This is a genomic window from Streptomyces sp. NPDC048270, from assembly GCF_040652335.1.
Taxonomy (GTDB): Bacteria; Actinomycetota; Actinomycetes; order Streptomycetales; family Streptomycetaceae; genus Streptomyces.
This window is the reverse complement of sequence record NZ_JBEZLV010000020.1, coordinates 13,492-28,937: the sequence shown is the minus strand read 5'-3', so window position 1 is coordinate 28,937 and position 15,446 is coordinate 13,492. Positions and strand designations below refer to the sequence as shown.

General features: G+C 72.6%; 16 protein-coding genes. 8 read left to right on the top strand and 8 right to left on the bottom strand.

The genetic code is table 11. The features are described from left to right. The first annotated feature begins 20 nt into the window (after window positions 1-20). The 3 genes from AB0D66_RS19265 to AB0D66_RS19255 all read left to right on the top strand — a co-directional run bounded on the left by AB0D66_RS19265 (window position 21) and on the right by AB0D66_RS19255 (window position 2,701). Window positions 21-1,319: a trypsin-like peptidase domain-containing protein gene (locus AB0D66_RS19265; RefSeq protein ID WP_362304455.1), complete on the top strand. Its 1,299-nt coding sequence runs from the start codon at window positions 21-23 to the stop codon at window positions 1,317-1,319. 118 nt (window positions 1,320-1,437) lie between these two features. Continuing rightward, window positions 1,438-1,884: a sec-independent translocase gene (locus tag AB0D66_RS19260; RefSeq protein ID WP_362304452.1), complete on the top strand. Its 447-nt coding sequence runs from the start codon at window positions 1,438-1,440 to the stop codon at window positions 1,882-1,884. 115 nt (window positions 1,885-1,999) lie between these two features. Beyond that, the gene (locus AB0D66_RS19255) at window positions 2,000-2,701 is read left to right on the top strand and encodes a hypothetical protein (protein ID WP_362304449.1); all 702 of its coding nucleotides are present in this window, start codon (window positions 2,000-2,002) and stop codon (window positions 2,699-2,701) included. Window positions 2,702-2,835: 134 nt separating this feature from the next. On the opposite strand, the gene AB0D66_RS19250 is transcribed toward AB0D66_RS19255, so the two are convergent. From AB0D66_RS19250 to AB0D66_RS19240, 3 genes are all read right to left on the bottom strand, one after another. Then, complete coding sequence (locus AB0D66_RS19250) at window positions 2,836-3,969, bottom strand: Mrp/NBP35 family ATP-binding protein (RefSeq protein WP_362304730.1); 1,134 nt, start codon at window positions 3,967-3,969, stop codon at window positions 2,836-2,838. Between the two features lie 69 nt (window positions 3,970-4,038). Next, window positions 4,039-4,620, bottom strand: a complete 582-nt coding sequence (locus AB0D66_RS19245; RefSeq protein ID WP_362304727.1) for a DUF1003 domain-containing protein — start codon at window positions 4,618-4,620, stop codon at window positions 4,039-4,041. 112 nt (window positions 4,621-4,732) lie between these two features. Further along, a complete protein-coding gene (locus tag AB0D66_RS19240; RefSeq protein ID WP_362304446.1) occupies window positions 4,733-6,004 on the bottom strand; it encodes a CBS domain-containing protein in 1,272 nt (423 codons plus the stop codon). Window positions 6,005-6,239: 235 nt separating this feature from the next. On the opposite strand from AB0D66_RS19240, the gene AB0D66_RS19235 reads away from it, so the two are divergent. Then, a complete protein-coding gene (locus AB0D66_RS19235; RefSeq protein ID WP_362304443.1) occupies window positions 6,240-7,010 on the top strand; it encodes a hypothetical protein in 771 nt (256 codons plus the stop codon). Between the two features lie 18 nt (window positions 7,011-7,028). Here the strand turns inward: AB0D66_RS19235 and AB0D66_RS19230 are convergent, their stop codons facing one another. After that, window positions 7,029-7,544: a hypothetical protein gene (locus tag AB0D66_RS19230; RefSeq protein WP_362304441.1), complete on the bottom strand. Its 516-nt coding sequence runs from the start codon at window positions 7,542-7,544 to the stop codon at window positions 7,029-7,031. A gap of 32 nt (window positions 7,545-7,576) precedes the next feature. Beyond that, window positions 7,577-8,692 (bottom strand): magnesium and cobalt transport protein CorA, encoded by a 1,116-nt coding sequence (locus AB0D66_RS19225; RefSeq protein WP_362304438.1) that lies wholly within the window; start codon window positions 8,690-8,692, stop codon window positions 7,577-7,579. A 379-nt stretch (window positions 8,693-9,071) separates the two neighbouring features. Between AB0D66_RS19225 and AB0D66_RS19220 the strand changes: the two genes are divergently transcribed. From AB0D66_RS19220 to AB0D66_RS19205, 4 genes are all read left to right on the top strand, one after another. Further along, a complete protein-coding gene (locus AB0D66_RS19220; protein WP_362304435.1) occupies window positions 9,072-9,656 on the top strand; it encodes a suppressor of fused domain protein in 585 nt (194 codons plus the stop codon). 58 nt (window positions 9,657-9,714) lie between these two features. Further along, complete coding sequence (locus tag AB0D66_RS19215; protein WP_362304433.1) at window positions 9,715-10,359, top strand: DUF6758 family protein; 645 nt, start codon at window positions 9,715-9,717, stop codon at window positions 10,357-10,359. A gap of 86 nt (window positions 10,360-10,445) precedes the next feature. Continuing rightward, entirely contained in the window at window positions 10,446-11,309 is an 864-nt protein-coding gene (locus AB0D66_RS19210) for a PHP domain-containing protein (RefSeq protein WP_362304430.1), read from the top strand. An 85-nt stretch (window positions 11,310-11,394) separates the two neighbouring features. Continuing rightward, window positions 11,395-12,000: a MarC family protein gene (locus tag AB0D66_RS19205; RefSeq protein ID WP_069921824.1), complete on the top strand. Its 606-nt coding sequence runs from the start codon at window positions 11,395-11,397 to the stop codon at window positions 11,998-12,000. Window positions 12,001-12,081: 81 nt separating this feature from the next. On the opposite strand, the gene AB0D66_RS19200 is transcribed toward AB0D66_RS19205, so the two are convergent. The 3 genes from AB0D66_RS19200 to AB0D66_RS19190 all read right to left on the bottom strand — a co-directional run bounded on the left by AB0D66_RS19200 (window position 12,082) and on the right by AB0D66_RS19190 (window position 15,269). Beyond that, window positions 12,082-12,234, bottom strand: coding sequence for a hypothetical protein (locus AB0D66_RS19200; protein WP_362304426.1), 153 nt, complete (start codon window positions 12,232-12,234; stop codon window positions 12,082-12,084). Window positions 12,235-12,331: 97 nt separating this feature from the next. After that, complete coding sequence (locus AB0D66_RS19195; RefSeq protein WP_362304423.1) at window positions 12,332-13,189, bottom strand: alpha/beta hydrolase; 858 nt, start codon at window positions 13,187-13,189, stop codon at window positions 12,332-12,334. A gap of 112 nt (window positions 13,190-13,301) precedes the next feature. Beyond that, window positions 13,302-15,269, bottom strand: coding sequence for a DEAD/DEAH box helicase (locus AB0D66_RS19190; RefSeq protein ID WP_362304420.1), 1,968 nt, complete (start codon window positions 15,267-15,269; stop codon window positions 13,302-13,304). Between the last annotated feature and the right edge of the window lie 177 nt (window positions 15,270-15,446).

Genomic DNA, 15,446 nt, shown 5'->3' with positions numbered 1-15,446 from the left:
CGAGTACGCGGGGAGCGCCCATGGCCGACAGCCGGCAGACCGACCCGGCTCCACAGTGGTGGAGCCGGCCCGACGGCACGGCGGCGGACGCCGGCCGCGAGGGGGTTCCGGCGCCGCGGCCCGAGGTCGGCGGTGAGGCGCAGGCCCCGACGCCGGTCCGCGAGGTGCGCTACGACCCCTGGGGCGAACAGCCGCTGCAGGTCGTGGACCGGGGCCGGCAGGGCCGCGGCTTCCGGCTGTGGCAGGTGGCGGTCCTCGCCGCCGGAACGGCCCTGCTCGCCGGCGGCATCGGCGGATACCTCGGCGTCCTCGCGGAGCGCCAGAGCAGCACCCGCCTGGAGCTGCCCCAGGCCGGCGCCGCCGACCAGGGCCGCGCCCCGGACAGCGTCGCGGGCATCGCCGCCACCGCCCTGCCCGGCGTGGTCACCCTGCACGTGCGGGGCGCCTCCGGCAGCGGCACCGGCACCGGCTTCGTCCTCGACCAGCAGGGCCACATCCTGACCAACAACCACGTGGTCGCCGACGCCAAGGAGATGGCGGTCACCTTCAGCACCGGCGAGAGCGTCACCGCCGAGCTGGTCGGCCGCGACTCCGGCTACGACCTGGCCGTGGTCAAGGTCAGCGGCGTACGGGGCCTGCAGCCGCTGAGCCTGGGGAACTCCGAGAACGTGCGGGTGGGCGACCCGGTCGTGGCCATCGGCGCGCCCTTCGACCTGTCCAACACCGTCACCGCGGGCATCATCAGCGCCACCGGCCGGCCCGTCACCGCCGGCGGGGACAAGGGCGACGGCAGCGACATCAGCTACGTCGACGCCCTCCAGACCGACGCCCCGATCAACCCCGGGAACTCCGGCGGCCCCCTCCTGGACGCCAAGGCCCACGTGGTCGGCATCAACAGCGCGATCCGCGGCGCCGACAAGGACGATCCCGCCCGCCAGGGCGGCTCCATCGGACTCGGCTTCGCCATCCCGATCAACCAGGGCAAGCGCGTCGCCGAGGAGCTCATCCGCACCGGCCGCGCCACCCACCCCGTCATCGGCGTCACCCTCGACATGGAGTACGCGGGCGACGGGGCCCGGGTCGGGGACAAGGGCGAGGACGGCAAGCCGGCCGTGGTCGCCGACGGGCCGGCCGCCCGCGCCGGGATCAAGGCCGGCGACGTGATCACGAAGGTGAACGGCCAGCGCGTGCGCGGCGGCGACGAGCTGATCATCAAGATCAGGGCGCACCGGCCCGGCGATCCGCTGACCCTCACCGTGCTGCGCGAGGGCCGGGAGCGCACGCTGGACCTGGTCCTCGGTTCCGCGAACGGCTCATGAGCGGCAGATGACGTACGGGAGAAACCGGTATTGAGCCGGTATGCAGGTATGGGCCCGGCGAGAACGCCGGGTACCGTGTGTCGGGGCCCGCAGTGAGAGAGAGCCGAGGAGCGGCAAGGTGTTCAACGACATAGGCGCACTCGAACTCGTCACGATCGTGGTGCTCGCCATCCTCGTCTTCGGCCCGGACAAGCTGCCCAAGGTCATCCAGGACGTCACCGGTGTCATCCGGAAGATCCGCGCGTTCTCCGACAGCGCCAAGCAGGACATCCGGTCCGAACTCGGCCCGGAGTTCAAGGACTTCGAGTTCGAGGACCTGAACCCGAAGACCTTCATCCGCAAGCAGCTGAGCGAGAACGAGGACCTCAAGGAGATCCGCACCAGCTTCGACCTCCGCAAGGAGCTGAACGACGTCACCGACGCCGTGAACAGCAAGGAGTCGGATGCCCCGGCGGCCGTCACCGGTCCGTCCGCCACGCCCGCCGCCGCCGGTCCCGACCTGCTGAAGAAGCCCGCCGCACCGGCCGCCGACCAGCGCACACGCTTCGACGCCGACGCCACCTGAGCTCAGCCTGCCCGGCGATCCGGGGTCGGATGGCTATCCTCCATCTGTTGTCCGGACCCAGGACGCCCGAGGGGGGCTGGCCGTTCCGGGCCCCACGGAACGAGAGGCCGGTCAGATGGAGACGACGAGCAGCAGCAGGGTAGGGACGCAGACCGCGGCCGAACCCGCTCAGGAACCGCAGACCACCGCACAGCCGCCGGAGGCCGCCGCACCCGTGCCGGCGGCCCGCCGGACCGCCGAGGGCTTCCTGGCGGCGGACTTCCCCTGGTACGGGCTGGACGAGGCCTTCACCGGCCCGCGCTGGCTCATGCAGGTGGGCACGGCCGCCGACGGCACCGTCGAGCACGGATCCACCGGACACGGCGACGAGCCGTCCGCGCGCGGCGAGATCGCCACCGGCGAGAAGGAGCGCTTCGCGGTGGTCGTCACCGTCGCCAGCAACCCGGTGCGCCGCAGCGGTGACGGCACCGGCACCCTGGAGGCCACCTCGGTGTCCTCCGCGGCCTGGCTGGCCGGCTCCGGGCTGCTGGCCTACAGCTGGCCGGGGCAGATGGACCACTCCCTGCGCAGCGACTGGCTCGACCAGCAGACCGAGGCGGCCTGGGAGCTCGCGGACGACCTCGGAGGCGAGGACTGGTCGACGCTGTCGCTGCCGGTGGACGGGGAGCCGACGCAGTTCCACTACCGCGAGTCCGAGTTCGGGTGGGTGCTGGCCGGGTCCACCGGCAGCGGGGTCCACCTGGGCGCCTACGGGCGCGGGATGAGCGCGTACGGGCTCGGCTTCTCGGCGATCGCGGACCTCGGCACGTACGAGTAGGCGGATACGCGCAAGGGCACCGCCGGCCGGCGGTGCCCTTGCGCGTCGTGCGGCCGGGGGCGGCCTGCGCCGCCGCCCGCCGTCGCGCAGTGCGGGGAGCCCCGGCCCCGCGGCCGGGCGGCTCCCCGGTCAGCTCAGAACTTGTTCCTGGGGGTGATGCCCAGGGACATGCCCGACAGGCCGCGGGCGCGGCCGCCCAGCTTGCCCGCGATCGCGCGCAGGGCCGCGCCGGCCGGGGAGTCGGGGTCGGACAGCACGACCGGCTTGCCCTCGTCGCCGCCCTCGCGCAGGCGGACGTCGATCGGGATGGAGCCGAGCACCGGGACGGTCGCGCCGACCGTCTTGGTGAGGCCGTCGGCGACCTTCTGGCCGCCGCCCGAGCCGAAGACGTCCACCATCTCGTCGCAGTGCGGGCACGGCAGGCCCGACATGTTCTCGACGACGCCGACGATCTTCTGGTGGGTCTGCACGGCGATCGAGCCGGCCCGCTCCGCCACCTCGGCGGCGGCCTGCTGCGGGGTGGTGACGACCAGGATCTCCGCGTTCGGCACCAGCTGGGCCACCGAGATCGCGATGTCGCCGGTGCCCGGCGGCAGGTCGAGCAGCAGCACGTCCAGGTCGCCCCAGAACACGTCCGCCAGGAACTGCTGGAGCGCCCGGTGCAGCATCGGGCCGCGCCACACCACCGGCGCGTTGCCCGGGGTGAACATGCCGATGGAGATCACCTTCACGCCGTTCGCCGACGGCGGCATGATCATGTTCTCGACCTGGGTGGGGCGGCCCTCCACGCCGAGCATCCGCGGCACGCTGTGGCCGTAGATGTCCGCGTCGACCACGCCGACCTTCAGGCCGTCCGCGGCCATCGCCGCGGCCAGGTTGACGGTGACCGAGGACTTGCCGACGCCGCCCTTGCCGGACGCGACCGCGTACACACGGGTCAGCGAGCCCGGCTTGGCGAAGGGCACCTCGCGCTCGGCGGTGCCGCCGCGCAGCGTGGTCGCCAGCTCCTTGCGCTGCTCGTCGCTCATCACGTCGAGGGTGACGGCGACCGAGGTGACGCCCGCGACCCGCTCGACGGCCTCGGTGACGTTCTTGGTGATGGTCTCGCGCATGGGACAGCCCGACACGGTCAGGTAGACCGTGACGGCGACCGCGCCGCCGTCGCCGATCTCCACCGATTTCACCATGCCGAGCTCGGTGATCGGCCGGTGGATCTCGGGGTCGTTCACCGTCGCCAGAGCGTCCAGGATCGCGTCCTGCTCAGGCACGGCGGCGGAGCTTGTGTCGGTAGCCATGCCCCGATGGTACGGCTCGGTAGCACGGCTCAGGTAAGCCCGTCAGCGGTCGCCTTCGTCACGTTCCGGCGGGAACAGCCGCCGCTCGTCCATCTCCTTGATCAGGTCCTGGAACTCCGACCTGATCCAGTCGCGCGTCGCCACCTCGCCCAGGCCCATCCGCAGCGCCGCGATCTCCCGCGTCAGGTACTCCGTGTCGGCGATGGACCGCTCGTTCTGCTTGCGGTCCTGCTCCAGGTTGACCCGGTCGCGGTCGTCCTGCCGGTTCTGCGCCAGCAGGATCAGCGGGGCGGCGTAGGAGGCCTGGAGCGACAGCATCAGCGTCAGGAAGATGAAGGGGTACTGGTCGAACCGCAGGTCGTCCGGCGCGAAGATGTTCCACAGCACCCAGACGATGATGACGACCGTCATCCAGACGATGAACCGGCCCGTCCCGAGGAACCGCGCCACCCGCTCCGAAAGCCGCCCGAAGGCCTCCGGGTCGTACTCGGGCAGCAGGCGCCGGCGCGCCGGGCGCGGCAGGTCCAGCCGGACCCGCGAACGCGTGAGCGCGCTCGAACCCGTCGACGGCCCGAACTGGCCCGCCTTCGCCCGCTCGCCGCGCTCGAAGGAAGAACGTTCCACCCGCTCGGCGGCCTCCGCCAGCCCGTGCTCGCGCGCCGACTGCTTCGCCGATTCGCGGCGCTCCCGGATCTGCTCGCGCCGCCGCTCGCGCGACTGGTCGCCGCGCCCCCGCTCACTGGCCACTGATGGCCTCCTCCGAGTGGAAGTCCGTCTCGCGCCAGTCGTCCGGCAGCAGGTGGTCCAGCACGTCGTCCACCGTCACCGCGCCCAGCAGCGAACCGCTCTCGTCGACGACCGGCACGGCCACCATGTTGTACGCGGCCAGGTAGCTGGTCACCACCGGCAGCGAGGCGTCCGGCCGCAGCGGCGGCAGGCCGGTGTCCACGATCGAGCTGACCAGGGTGAACGGGGGGTCCCGCAGCAGCCGCTGGAAGTGCACCGTGCCCAGGTACTTGCCCGTCGGCGTCTCGTCCGGCGGCCGGCACACGTACACCTGGGCCGCCAGCGCCGGCGACAGGTCCGCCTGCCGTACGCGGGCCAGCGCGTCCGCGACCGTCGCGTCGGGCCGCAGCACGATCGGCTCGGTGGTCATCAGACCGCCCGCCGTCCGCTCCTCGTACGACATCAGGCGCCGCACGTCGGCCGCGTCGTCCGGCCGCATCAGCGTCAGCAGCCGCTCCTTGTCGTCCTCCGGCAGCTCGGAGAGCAGGTCGGCCGCGTCGTCCGGGTCCATCGCCTCCAGGACGTCGGCGGCCCGCTCCTCCTTCAGCTTGCCGAGGATCTCCACCTGCTCGTCCTCGGGCAGCTCCTCCATGACGTCCGCGAGCCGGTCGTCATCGAGGGCGCTCGCCACCTCGGCGCGCCGCTTCGGCGACAGGTGGTGCAGGACGTTCGCCACGTCGGCCGGGCGCATCTGCTCGAAGGTGGCGACCAGGTTCTCGGCGCCCTGCCCCTCCTCCTCCAGCGAGAAGCCGGTCACCGCCGACCACTCCACCGTCAGGGTCTCGCCGCGGCGGCGCAGCGCACCGCCCTTGCCCTTGCGGACGAAGATCTTGTCGATCTCCCAGTCCCGCCGGGCCGGCAGCTGCTGGATGGCCACGTCCAGGACGGTGACCTCCTCGCCGGTCGCGTTCAGCCGCACCCGCCGGTCCAGCAGCTCGCCGAGGACCAGCCGCTCGGTGGGCCGCTGCTCGAAGCGCCGCATGTTGACCACGCCGGTGGTGATGACCTGCCCGGACTCCACGCCCGTCACACGGGTCATCGGCAGGAAGATCCGGCGCCGGCTGACCACCTCGACCACCAGGCCGAGCAGCCGCGGCGGCCGACCGCCGACGCGCAGCATCGCGACGAGGTCGCGGACCCGGCCGACCTGGTCGCCGTTGGGGTCGAAGACGGGCACACCCGACAGATGCGAGACGAAGATCCGCGGGGCGCCTGCAGCCATCCGAGCGCCTCCTAGAGCGTGAACCAACAGTCCTGCCGCCCCTCAGGCTAGCCCGTGCCCCGCGCAACCGTCCTGGTGGGGCGGTCCGCACGGGGTCCCCCCGGGGGGTTGGCGGCGGGCGGTCCCCGGACGGGTACGCTGCCTGCTGCTCCCCCAGCCACCGCTGGGTGGGGGTGCCCCCGGCCGGAGGCTGGGGGAGCGCCCCCGGCCGACGACCGACGAGAGGCACGCGTACGTGACCGCCTACTTCCCTGCCGCGCGGCTGCGCCGGGCCGCCCTCATCGGTGCGTTGTGCGCGGGCCTCGCCGTCACCGGTACGGGCTGCGGGGAGGATCCCGACGAGGGCACGAACGGGATCGGCAAGCTCTCCGCCGACAAGATCGAGGCGAAGGCGAAGGCGGCGGCCACCGAGGCCGAATCGGTCCACCTGTCGGGCACCCTGGTGAGCGGCGGCAAGTCCTTCACGCTGAACATGCGGCTGAAGGCCGACGGCGGCTCCGGCGAGGTGAAGTCGCAGGACGACACCTTCCAGCTGCTGCGGGTGGGGGAGCAGCTGTACCTGAAGGCGAGCGCGGCCTTCTGGGGCGAGTCCGACTCGGCCGGGAAGCTCGGCGACAAGTACGTGAAGGTGCCCGAGGGCGACCCCTCCTACAAGCAGTTCCGCGGCTTCACCGACATGGACGTCCTGCTGGACGGGCTGCTGGGCCTCGAGGGCAAGCTCGCCAAGGGCTCGTACACCAAGGTCGGCCCCACCCGCGCGGTCCAGGTCACGGCGGACGAGGGCAAGGGCGGCAAGCTCTCGGTCTCCCTGGAGGGGACCCCGTACCCGCTGCTCATGGAGCGCGCGGGCGGCGCCGGCCGGGTGGAACTCGCCGAGTGGGGGAAGGCCTTCCCGCTCGACCCGCCCGCCCAGGACCAGACCGTGGACTACGGGTCCCAGCTGCCGACGACGAAGGAAGGCGAGACCAAGGGCTCCGGCCAGGGCTCCAACCCCGCCAAGCCGTAGCCCGGGGCGCCGCCGCCTCTACTGGGAGGCGGACTTCTTCCGCTTCAGCAGCAGCTTCGGCAGAGGTGCCGGGATCGGCCGGCGGGTGATCGCGGGCGAGCCCAGCGGGGCCGCGGCCAGCGAGCCGGCCGGCAGCTCCGTGCGGACCGACTCCGGCTCCAGCCGCAGCAGGCGGCACTCCCGCGCCCACCGCTCCGTCATCTCCTCGGAGTCGGGCGCGTTCAGCCGCTTGCCCTTGAGCTCGGCGACCGCGGCCGCCCACTCCTCGCCGCGCGGCGGGAGCTCCCGCACCGTCGCGGTCCAGGCCACCAGCCGGCCGCCCTTGTCCTTGCTGCGCACGGTCACCTCGGCCGTCGCACCGTCGGCGAGCCCGGGGAACGGCTGTTCGCCGGGTCCGTCGCCCAGCACGTGGGCCGCGCCCTCCACCCAGGCGTGCCACAGGGCGCGGTCGGCCCCGTCCCCGCGGACCCAGATCAGGCCGGACTTCTTGGTGGCCTCCTCGACGAGGGCCAGGTCGAGCGCGCTGAGAGTCATGCGCACCAGAGTAGGGGAGGCCCCCGCGGGCCTCAGAGCCAGCCGTGGCGGCGCAGCGTGCGGTGGATGGTGAAGCAGATGCCGACGATCGAGGCCATCACCATCGGATAGCCGTACTTCCACTGGAGCTCGGGCATGTGGTCGAAGTTCATCCCGTACACCCCGCAGATCATCGTCGGAACGGCGATGATGGCCGCCCACGAGGTGATCTTGCGCATGTCCTCGTTCTGGGCGACCGTCGCCTGCGCGAGGTTGGCCTGGAGGATGGAGTTCAGCAGCTCGTCGAAGCCCACCACCTGCTCGTGCACCCGCGCCAGGTGGTCGGCGACGTCGCGGAAGTACTTCTGGATGTCCGGGTCCACCAGCCGCATCGGCCGCTCGCTGAGCAGTTCCATCGGGCGCAGCAGCGGCGAGACCGCCCGCTTGAACTCCATCACCTCGCGCTTGAGCTGGTAGATGCGGCCGGCGTCGCCCCCGCGCACGGCGCCCTTCGCGGGGGCGGCGAAGACCTCGCTCTCCACCTCGTCGATGTCGTCCTGCACGGCCGCCGCCACCGCGATGTACCCGTCGACGACGTGGTCCGCGATGGAGTGCAGGACGGAGGAGGGGCCCTTGGAGAGCAGATCGGGATCGTCCTGGAGGCGGTGGCGCAGCCCCTTGAGGGAGCCCTGCCCGCCGTGCCGGACGGTGATGACGAAGTCCGGGCCGGTGAAGCACATCACCTCGCCGGTCTCCACCACCTCGCTGGTGGCGGTCAGTTCGGCGTGCTCGACGTAGTGGATCGTCTTGAACACGGTGAAGAGGGTGTCGTCGTAGCGCTCCAGCTTCGGCCGCTGGTGCGCGTGTACGGCGTCCTCGACCGCCAGCGGGTGCAGGCCGAAGGTGGCCGCGATCCCCGCGAACTCCTGCCCGGTCGGCTCGTGCAGGCCGATCCAGACGAAGCCGCCGTCCTCGCGGACCCTGCGGATCGCCTCACGGGGCGTCAGGCAGACGGGCCCCGGCACGCGCCGGCCGTCGCGGTACACGGCGCAGTCGACCACCGCGGTGCTCGCCGAGGGGTCGCGGGTGGCGTCGTATCCGGGCTGGGCCGGGTTGGACTTGCGCAGCGACGGACGCACGGCCGCACGCAGGTAGGGCAGCATCGACATGGCAGGCTCCTTCGCGCGCACGGCTGCGGACCGTGCGGGTGGGAGACCCTCGCCGCTGCGGAGGGGCGGGCAGGCCCGCGCAGGGGGAGGGAACAGGACGGGAGGACAAAGTTCTGCCGTCGCTCTTCTACTGATCCGGAGATCAAAGGGGGCGGGAGGCGCCCGTCACAGAAGCGGAAGAGCGATTGGTACTGCACGATCGACTTCGATCCATCGCAGCCCCACCTCCTCCGGCCGGTCCCCCGTGAGGGACGTCCTGTCGCCGGAGCGTGCCACCAGCGCTTCTCGAGCGCGGCCCCGACCAGCTGTCAACAGTATCAGCCGACGGATGGTCAAGACGCGTCCTTTACCCGGCTGATACGAGTTCTATGCTCGCTCCATGGCAGAAATTCTGGCCCTCGTGGAGGCTCGGCTGCGCACCGCGTTCGGCGTACCCGACGCACGCGCCGCAGTCACCTTCCTGGGCACCGACCGCATCGAGGTACTCCGCTTCGCCGAGGGCGACCTCGTGCGGTACGCGACCCTCGGGATGTCCGCGCACCCGATGACCGATCCGACCGCCGTGGTCGCCGACCCCGTACGCGGGCCGCGCGCCGAGCTGGTGCTGACGGTGCGGGCCGGGCTGGCTCCCACCGACAAACTGCTCAGGCCGCTCGCGGTGCTGGCCGCCTCCCCGCAGGTGGAGGGGCTGGTCGTGGCTCCCGGGGCCTCGCTGGAGGTGGGCGAACCCCTGTGGGAGGGTGCGCCGTTCAGCTCCGTCCTGGTGGCGGAGCCGGGCGGTCTGGTGGAGGACCTGGAGCTGGACGAGCCCCTGGACCCGGTGCGGTTCCTGCCCCTCCTGCCGATGACGGCGAACGAGGCCGCGTGGAAGCGCGTGCACGGGGCAGCCGCTCTGCAGGAACGCTGGCTCGCGCGCGGCACCGATCTGCGGGATCCTCTGCGTACCGCAGTCGCACTGGACTGAGCCCGGACGGGTGATCGTGTCTTGACGGCGCGCCGGGCGGGGAGGAGCGTGGCTTCTTATGAGGGGCGAACCAAGTTGCCCGAAGTGCGGTGGCCGGGTCAGAGCGCCCGGTCTCTTCTCCGACTCCTGGCAGTGCGGGGTGCACGGCGCTGTCCACCCTCTGCAACCCGTGATCCCGCCCAGTGTCGAGGGCCTGAGCGTGGTCGTGCACCGGACGCGGGTGCCGGTGTGGATGCCGTGGCCGCTGCCGGTGGGGTGGCTGTTCACCGGGGTGGCCTCCGCGGGTGACGACCGCAGCGGGGGCCGGGCGACGGCCGTGGCCTGCTCCGGCCCCGGCCCGCTGGGCGGCATGGGCGAGCTGCTGCTGGTCGCCGAGGAGCTGGGCGTGGGGCTCGGTGCGCGCTTCGCGGGCATCGACGGCCCGGACCCCGGCTCGCACATCGACGTCTCGGCGCCGCCGCACGCCAAGGTGGTCGCGGCCGGCCGCCCGACCCCGCTGTGGCACCTGGGCGGAGCCCCCGACGACCGGGCCGTCTTCGCCGGTGAGGCGCGCGGGCTGTGGCTGTGGGCGATCGTCTGGCCGGAGCAGTCGGGCCTCCTGATGTACGACGAACTGGTCCTCACGGACCTGCGCGACGCGGGAGCCGAGCTCGAGCTCCTGCCGTGCGGGGCGCTGAGCCCGCGCATCCTCGGGCCGGGCTAGAGCGCGGGGTCCCCTTTGCCCGGGAGGTCCTGCGGCCCGGTTATCCTGGAGCGTCCCCTTCCGTACCACCACCCTGGAGCCCGGCTGTGCGCATCGACCTGCACACCCACTCCACGGCTTCCGACGGTACGGACACCCCCGCCGAGCTGGTGCGGGCCGCCGCCGCGGCGGGGCTGGACGTGGTCGCGCTGACCGACCACGACACCGTGGGCGGATACGCCGAGGCCGTCGCCGCGCTGCCCGCGGGGCTGACGCTGGTGACCGGGGCCGAGCTGTCGTGCCGCCTCGACGGCGTCGGGCTGCACATGCTCGCGTACCTCTTCGACCCCGACGAGCCCGAGCTCTCCCGTGAGCGGGAGCTCGTACGGGACGACCGCACCCCCCGCGCCCAGGCCATGGTCGGCAAGCTCCGGGCGCTCGGCGTGGACGTCACCTGGGAGCAGGTGGCCCGGATCGCCGGCGACGGCTCCGTGGGGCGGCCGCACATCGCGACCGCGCTGGTCGAGCTGGGCGTCGTGCCGACCGTGTCGGACGCCTTCACGCCCGACTGGCTCGCCGACGGCGGCCGCGCGTACGCCGAGAAGCACGAGCTCGACCCCTTCGACGCCATCCGCCTGGTCAAGGCCGCCGGCGGCGTCACCGTCTTCGCCCATCCCGCCGCCGTCAAGCGCGGGGAGTGCGTGCCCGAGGCCGCGATAGCGGCGCTGGCGGCCGCGGGCCTGGACGGCATCGAGGTGGACCACATGGACCACGACACCGGCACCCGTGCGCGGCTGCGCGGCCTGGCGGCGGACCTCGGACTGCTGACCACCGGCTCCAGCGACTACCACGGCAGCCGCAAGACCTGCCGGCTCGGGGAGTACACCACCGACCCCGAGATCTACGGCGAGATCACGCGCCGTGCGACGGGGGCCTTCCCGGTGCCCGGCGCCGGCGGACGCGAGGGCTGACGAGCCAGGGCTCCGCTCCACCCGTCCCACCCCCTTTTTCTGCGCGTTCCCTTCGCGACACCCCTCTCTCCTGCAAGGCATCTCTGTGTTCGACTTCGCCGTCTTCGGATCCCTTTTTCTCACGCTTTTTGTGATTATGGACCCCCCGGGCATCACGCCGATCTTCCTCGCCCTGACCTCCGGCCGCCCCGCCAAGGTGCAGCGCAAGATGGCCTGGCAGGCCGTCTGCGTGGCCTTCGGCGTCATCGCGGTCTTCGGGATCTGCGGCCAGCAGATCCTGGACTACCTGCACGTGTCCGTCCCGGCGCTGATGATCGCCGGCGGTCTGCTGCTCCTGCTCATCGCGCTCGACCTGCTCACCGGCAAGACCGACGAGCCGAAGCAGACGAAGGACGTCAACGTCGCCCTCGTCCCGCTGGGCATGCCGCTGCTGGCCGGGCCCGGTGCGATCGTGTCCGTGATCCTGGCGGTGCAGAAGGCCGACGGCTGGGGCGGCCAGCTGTCGGTGTGGTGCGCGATCATCGCCATGCACGTGGTGCTGTGGCTGACCATGCGCTACTCGCTGGTGATCATCCGGGTCATCAGGGACGGGGGTGTGGTCCTGGTGACGCGGCTCGCCGGCATGATGCTCTCCGCGATCGCCGTCCAGCAGATCATCAACGGCGTGCTCCAGGTCGTACGCGGCGCCTGACGCGTCCGGCGCCGGACATGCGAACGCCCCCGCACCGGTTCCGGTGTGGGGGCGTCGACGTCCGTACGGTGGTTGTGGGCGTCAGAGGGACGCCGTCTCAGCCGGTCGGATCAGGATGCGCTGGCCTACGGCCGCGGCCTGCTGCACGATCCGGTTGACGGAGGCCGCGTCCACGACGGTGCTGTCCACGGCGGATCCGTCGACGTCGTCCAGGCGCAGAATCTCGAAGCGCATGGGGCTTCTCCCTTCGTCAGTGTTTCTCTTTGCGTAGGTATAACGAAGTGTAGACGGCAAACATTCCCTACGCTAAGGAAATTTTTTCACTGGCTAACTACTCCGGGGTGGCGGCCACCCAGAAGGCGGCCAGTGCACCCGCCGTGACCTGCGGGTTCTCCGCGTTCGGAGAGTGCTCGGCGCCCTCGACGATCACGCGCGAAGCGCCCAGGCGCTCCGCCATCGCGTCCATCAACGGCACCGGCCAGGCATAGTCCACCGTTCCGGACAGCACCAGCTTGGGGAGCGGCACGGCCGCCAGCTCCGCGACCCGGTCCGGTTCGGAGATCAGCACCCGGCCCGTGCCGATCAGCTGCTCGGGGACGGTGGCCAGCCACCGCTCGCGCAGGAACTCCGTCAGCTCGGGCGCGTCCGGGACCGTGTCCTCGGGGTCCTGGGCGCGCATCGCCGCCCACACCGCCGGCATGTCCTCGCGCAACGCCTCCAGCGCCGCCACCAGCAGCTTCGTCCGCGCCTGCTGCTCCTCGGAGATCGCGGCGGGCCCGCTGCTCATCAGCGTGAGCGAGGCGAAGGGCGCGGCGTCGCGCAGTACGGCGGCCCGCGAGACCAGACCGCCCAGGGAGTGCCCGACCAGGTGGACCGGGCCCCCGTCCAGCGCGGCGGCCTGGGCGAGGACGTCCTTCCCCAGCTCCTCCAGGACGTACGCCGACTCCTCGCGCGGCCCCGGGCTCTGGTACTGGCCGCGGCCGTCCACGGCGACGACGCGGTACCCGGCGTCGGCCAGCGGCTCCAGGAGGGCGATGAAGTCCTCCTTGCTGCCCGTGAACCCGGGGACCAGCAGGGCGGTCCCGCGCAGGGGCGCACCGGCCTCGTGGACGGCGAAGGCGCCACGGGCGGTGTCGAGGAGGTACGCGCGGGCGCGCGGGGGCAGGGTCAGGCGCGGCGGCTTGCTCATACGGCTCACGTTACTGGCCGGTCGGCTCCGCGCTCCCGCGGGACGGCCGATACCGGTACGCCGATGGCCCGGCCCCCCTGGACGGGGAGCCGGGCCATCGAAGCGGTGCTGCCTACGCCTCCGGCGCGGCCACGGCCTTGCGGGCGCGGGTGCGCTTCGGCTTGGCCGGGGCCTCCTCGGCCACCGCGGCGGCCGGAGCCTGCGGAGCGGCCTCGGCGACCTTGCGGGCCCGGGTCCGGCGGGCCTTGACGGGCTCGACGGGCGGGGCCATCTGGAAGTCCGGCTCCGGAGCCGCGTCCACGACCTTGCGGACGCGGGCGCGGGCGGGACGGGCCTTGACGGGCTCGACCGGCGGGGCCATCTGGAAGTCCGGCTCCGGAGCGGCCTCGACCACCTTGCGGGCGCGGGTCCGCTTCGGCTTGACCGGGGCCTCCTCGGCCGGGGCCTCGACCACGGCCGCCTCGGAGACCGCGGCGACGGCCTTGCGGGTGCGGGTCCGCTTCGGCTTGGCCGGGGCCTCCTCGGCCACCGCGACCGCGGCGGCCTCGACGACCGGAGCCTCGACGGCCTGCGCCGTGACGACCGGAGCAGCCTCCGCGACCGCGACGGCCTCGACGGCCTGGGCCGGCACCGCGGCCACACGGGTGCGGCGGCGGCGCGGCCTGCGCGGCTCGTCGGCGGCCGGGGCCTGCGGGGCCTCGGCGGCGGGAGCGACGGCCGCGGAAGCGGCGGCGTCCTCGGAGCCCAGCTCCGCACCACCGCGGGTACGGCGGCGCTGACGCGGCGTACGGGTGCGCGCGGGGCGCTCCTCCGTGACCACGGCGGCGGCGGCCGGACCGCGGCCGCCACGGCCACCGCGGCCGCCGGTCTCGCCCAGGTCCTCGAGGTCCTCGGCCTTCAGGCCGGCCCGCGTGCGCTCGGCGCGCGGCAGGACGCCCTTGGTGCCGGCCGGGATGTTCAGCTGCTCGAACAGGTGCGGGGACGTGGAGTACGTCTCGACCGGGTCGTGGAAGTCCAGCTCCAGCGCCTTGTTGATCAGCTGCCAGCGCGGGATGTCGTCCCAGTCGACCAGGGTGACGGCGATGCCCTTGTTGCCCGCGCGGCCGGTGCGGCCCACGCGGTGCAGGAAGGTCTTCTCGTCCTCCGGCGTCTGGTAGTTGATGACGTGGGTCACACCCTCGACATCGATACCGCGCGCGGCGACGTCCGTGCACACCAGCACGTCGACCTTGCCGTTGCGGAACGCGCGCAGCGCCTGCTCGCGCGCACCCTGGCCCAGGTCGCCGTGGACGGCGCCCGAGGCGAAGCCGCGCTTCTCCAGCTGCTCGGCGATGTCGGCCGCCGTGCGCTTGGTACGGCAGAAGATCATGGCCAGGCCGCGGCCCTCCGCCTGCAGGATGCGGGAGACCAGCTCCGGCTTGTCCATGTTGTGCGCGCGGAAGACGTGCTGCGCGATGTTGGCGACGGTCGCGCCCTCGCCGTCCTCGGACACGGCGCGGATGTGCGTCGGCTGGGACATGTACCGGCGGGCCAGGCCGATGACCGCGCCCGGCATGGTCGCCGAGAACAGCATGGTCTGACGCTTCGGCGGCAGGTAGTTCATGATCTTCTCGACGTCGGGCAGGAAGCCCAGGTCGAGCATCTCGTCGGCCTCGTCGAGGACCAGCGCGCGGATGTGCGACAGGTCGAGCTTCTTCTGACCGGCCAGGTCGAGCAGGCGGCCCGGGGTGCCGACGATGATGTCGACGCCCTTCTTGAGCGCCTCGACCTGGGGCTCGTACGCGCGGCCGCCGTATATGGCGAGGACGCGGACGTTGCGGACCTTGCCCGCGGTCAGGAGGTCGTTGGTGACCTGGGTGCACAGCTCGCGGGTCGGAACCACCACGAGGGCCTGCGGGGCGTCCGTGAGCTGGTCGGGCCGGGCCCGGCCCGCCTCGACGTCCGCGGGGACGGTGACCCGCTCCAGCAGCGGCAGGCCGAAGCCGAGCGTCTTGCCGGTGCCGGTCTTGGCCTGGCCGATGACGTCCGTGCCGGAAAGGGCGACGGGGAGGGTCATCTCCTGGATCGGGAAGGGGGACACGATGCCGACGGCCTCAAGGGCTTCGGCGGTCTCGGGGAGAATCCCGAGGTCTCGGAACGTAGTCAGGGTGCTGCCTCTTCTGTGAGACGCGGCCCGAGGCGGCGAAGGGGGTCGTACCGTGCCTGGCTATGCCGTACTGCTACGTACGAAGCTGCGCGGGACCACTGCCGTCGCTCA

Coding starts and splice junctions, on each gene's coding strand:
- AB0D66_RS19215 (WP_362304433.1), top strand. CDS start 9,715: ATGAGGGGCGAACCAAGTTGCCCGAAGTGCGGTGGCCGGGTCAGAGCG.
- AB0D66_RS19230 (WP_362304441.1), bottom strand. CDS start 7,544: ATGACTCTCAGCGCGCTCGACCTGGCCCTCGTCGAGGAGGCCACCAAG.
- AB0D66_RS19255 (WP_362304449.1), top strand. CDS start 2,000: ATGGAGACGACGAGCAGCAGCAGGGTAGGGACGCAGACCGCGGCCGAA.
- AB0D66_RS19200 (WP_362304426.1), bottom strand. CDS start 12,234: ATGCGCTTCGAGATTCTGCGCCTGGACGACGTCGACGGATCCGCCGTG.
- AB0D66_RS19225 (WP_362304438.1), bottom strand. CDS start 8,692: ATGTCGATGCTGCCCTACCTGCGTGCGGCCGTGCGTCCGTCGCTGCGC.
- AB0D66_RS19220 (WP_362304435.1), top strand. CDS start 9,072: ATGGCAGAAATTCTGGCCCTCGTGGAGGCTCGGCTGCGCACCGCGTTC.
- AB0D66_RS19240 (WP_362304446.1), bottom strand. CDS start 6,004: ATGGCTGCAGGCGCCCCGCGGATCTTCGTCTCGCATCTGTCGGGTGTG.
- AB0D66_RS19195 (WP_362304423.1), bottom strand. CDS start 13,189: ATGAGCAAGCCGCCGCGCCTGACCCTGCCCCCGCGCGCCCGCGCGTAC.
- AB0D66_RS19265 (WP_362304455.1), top strand. CDS start 21: ATGGCCGACAGCCGGCAGACCGACCCGGCTCCACAGTGGTGGAGCCGG.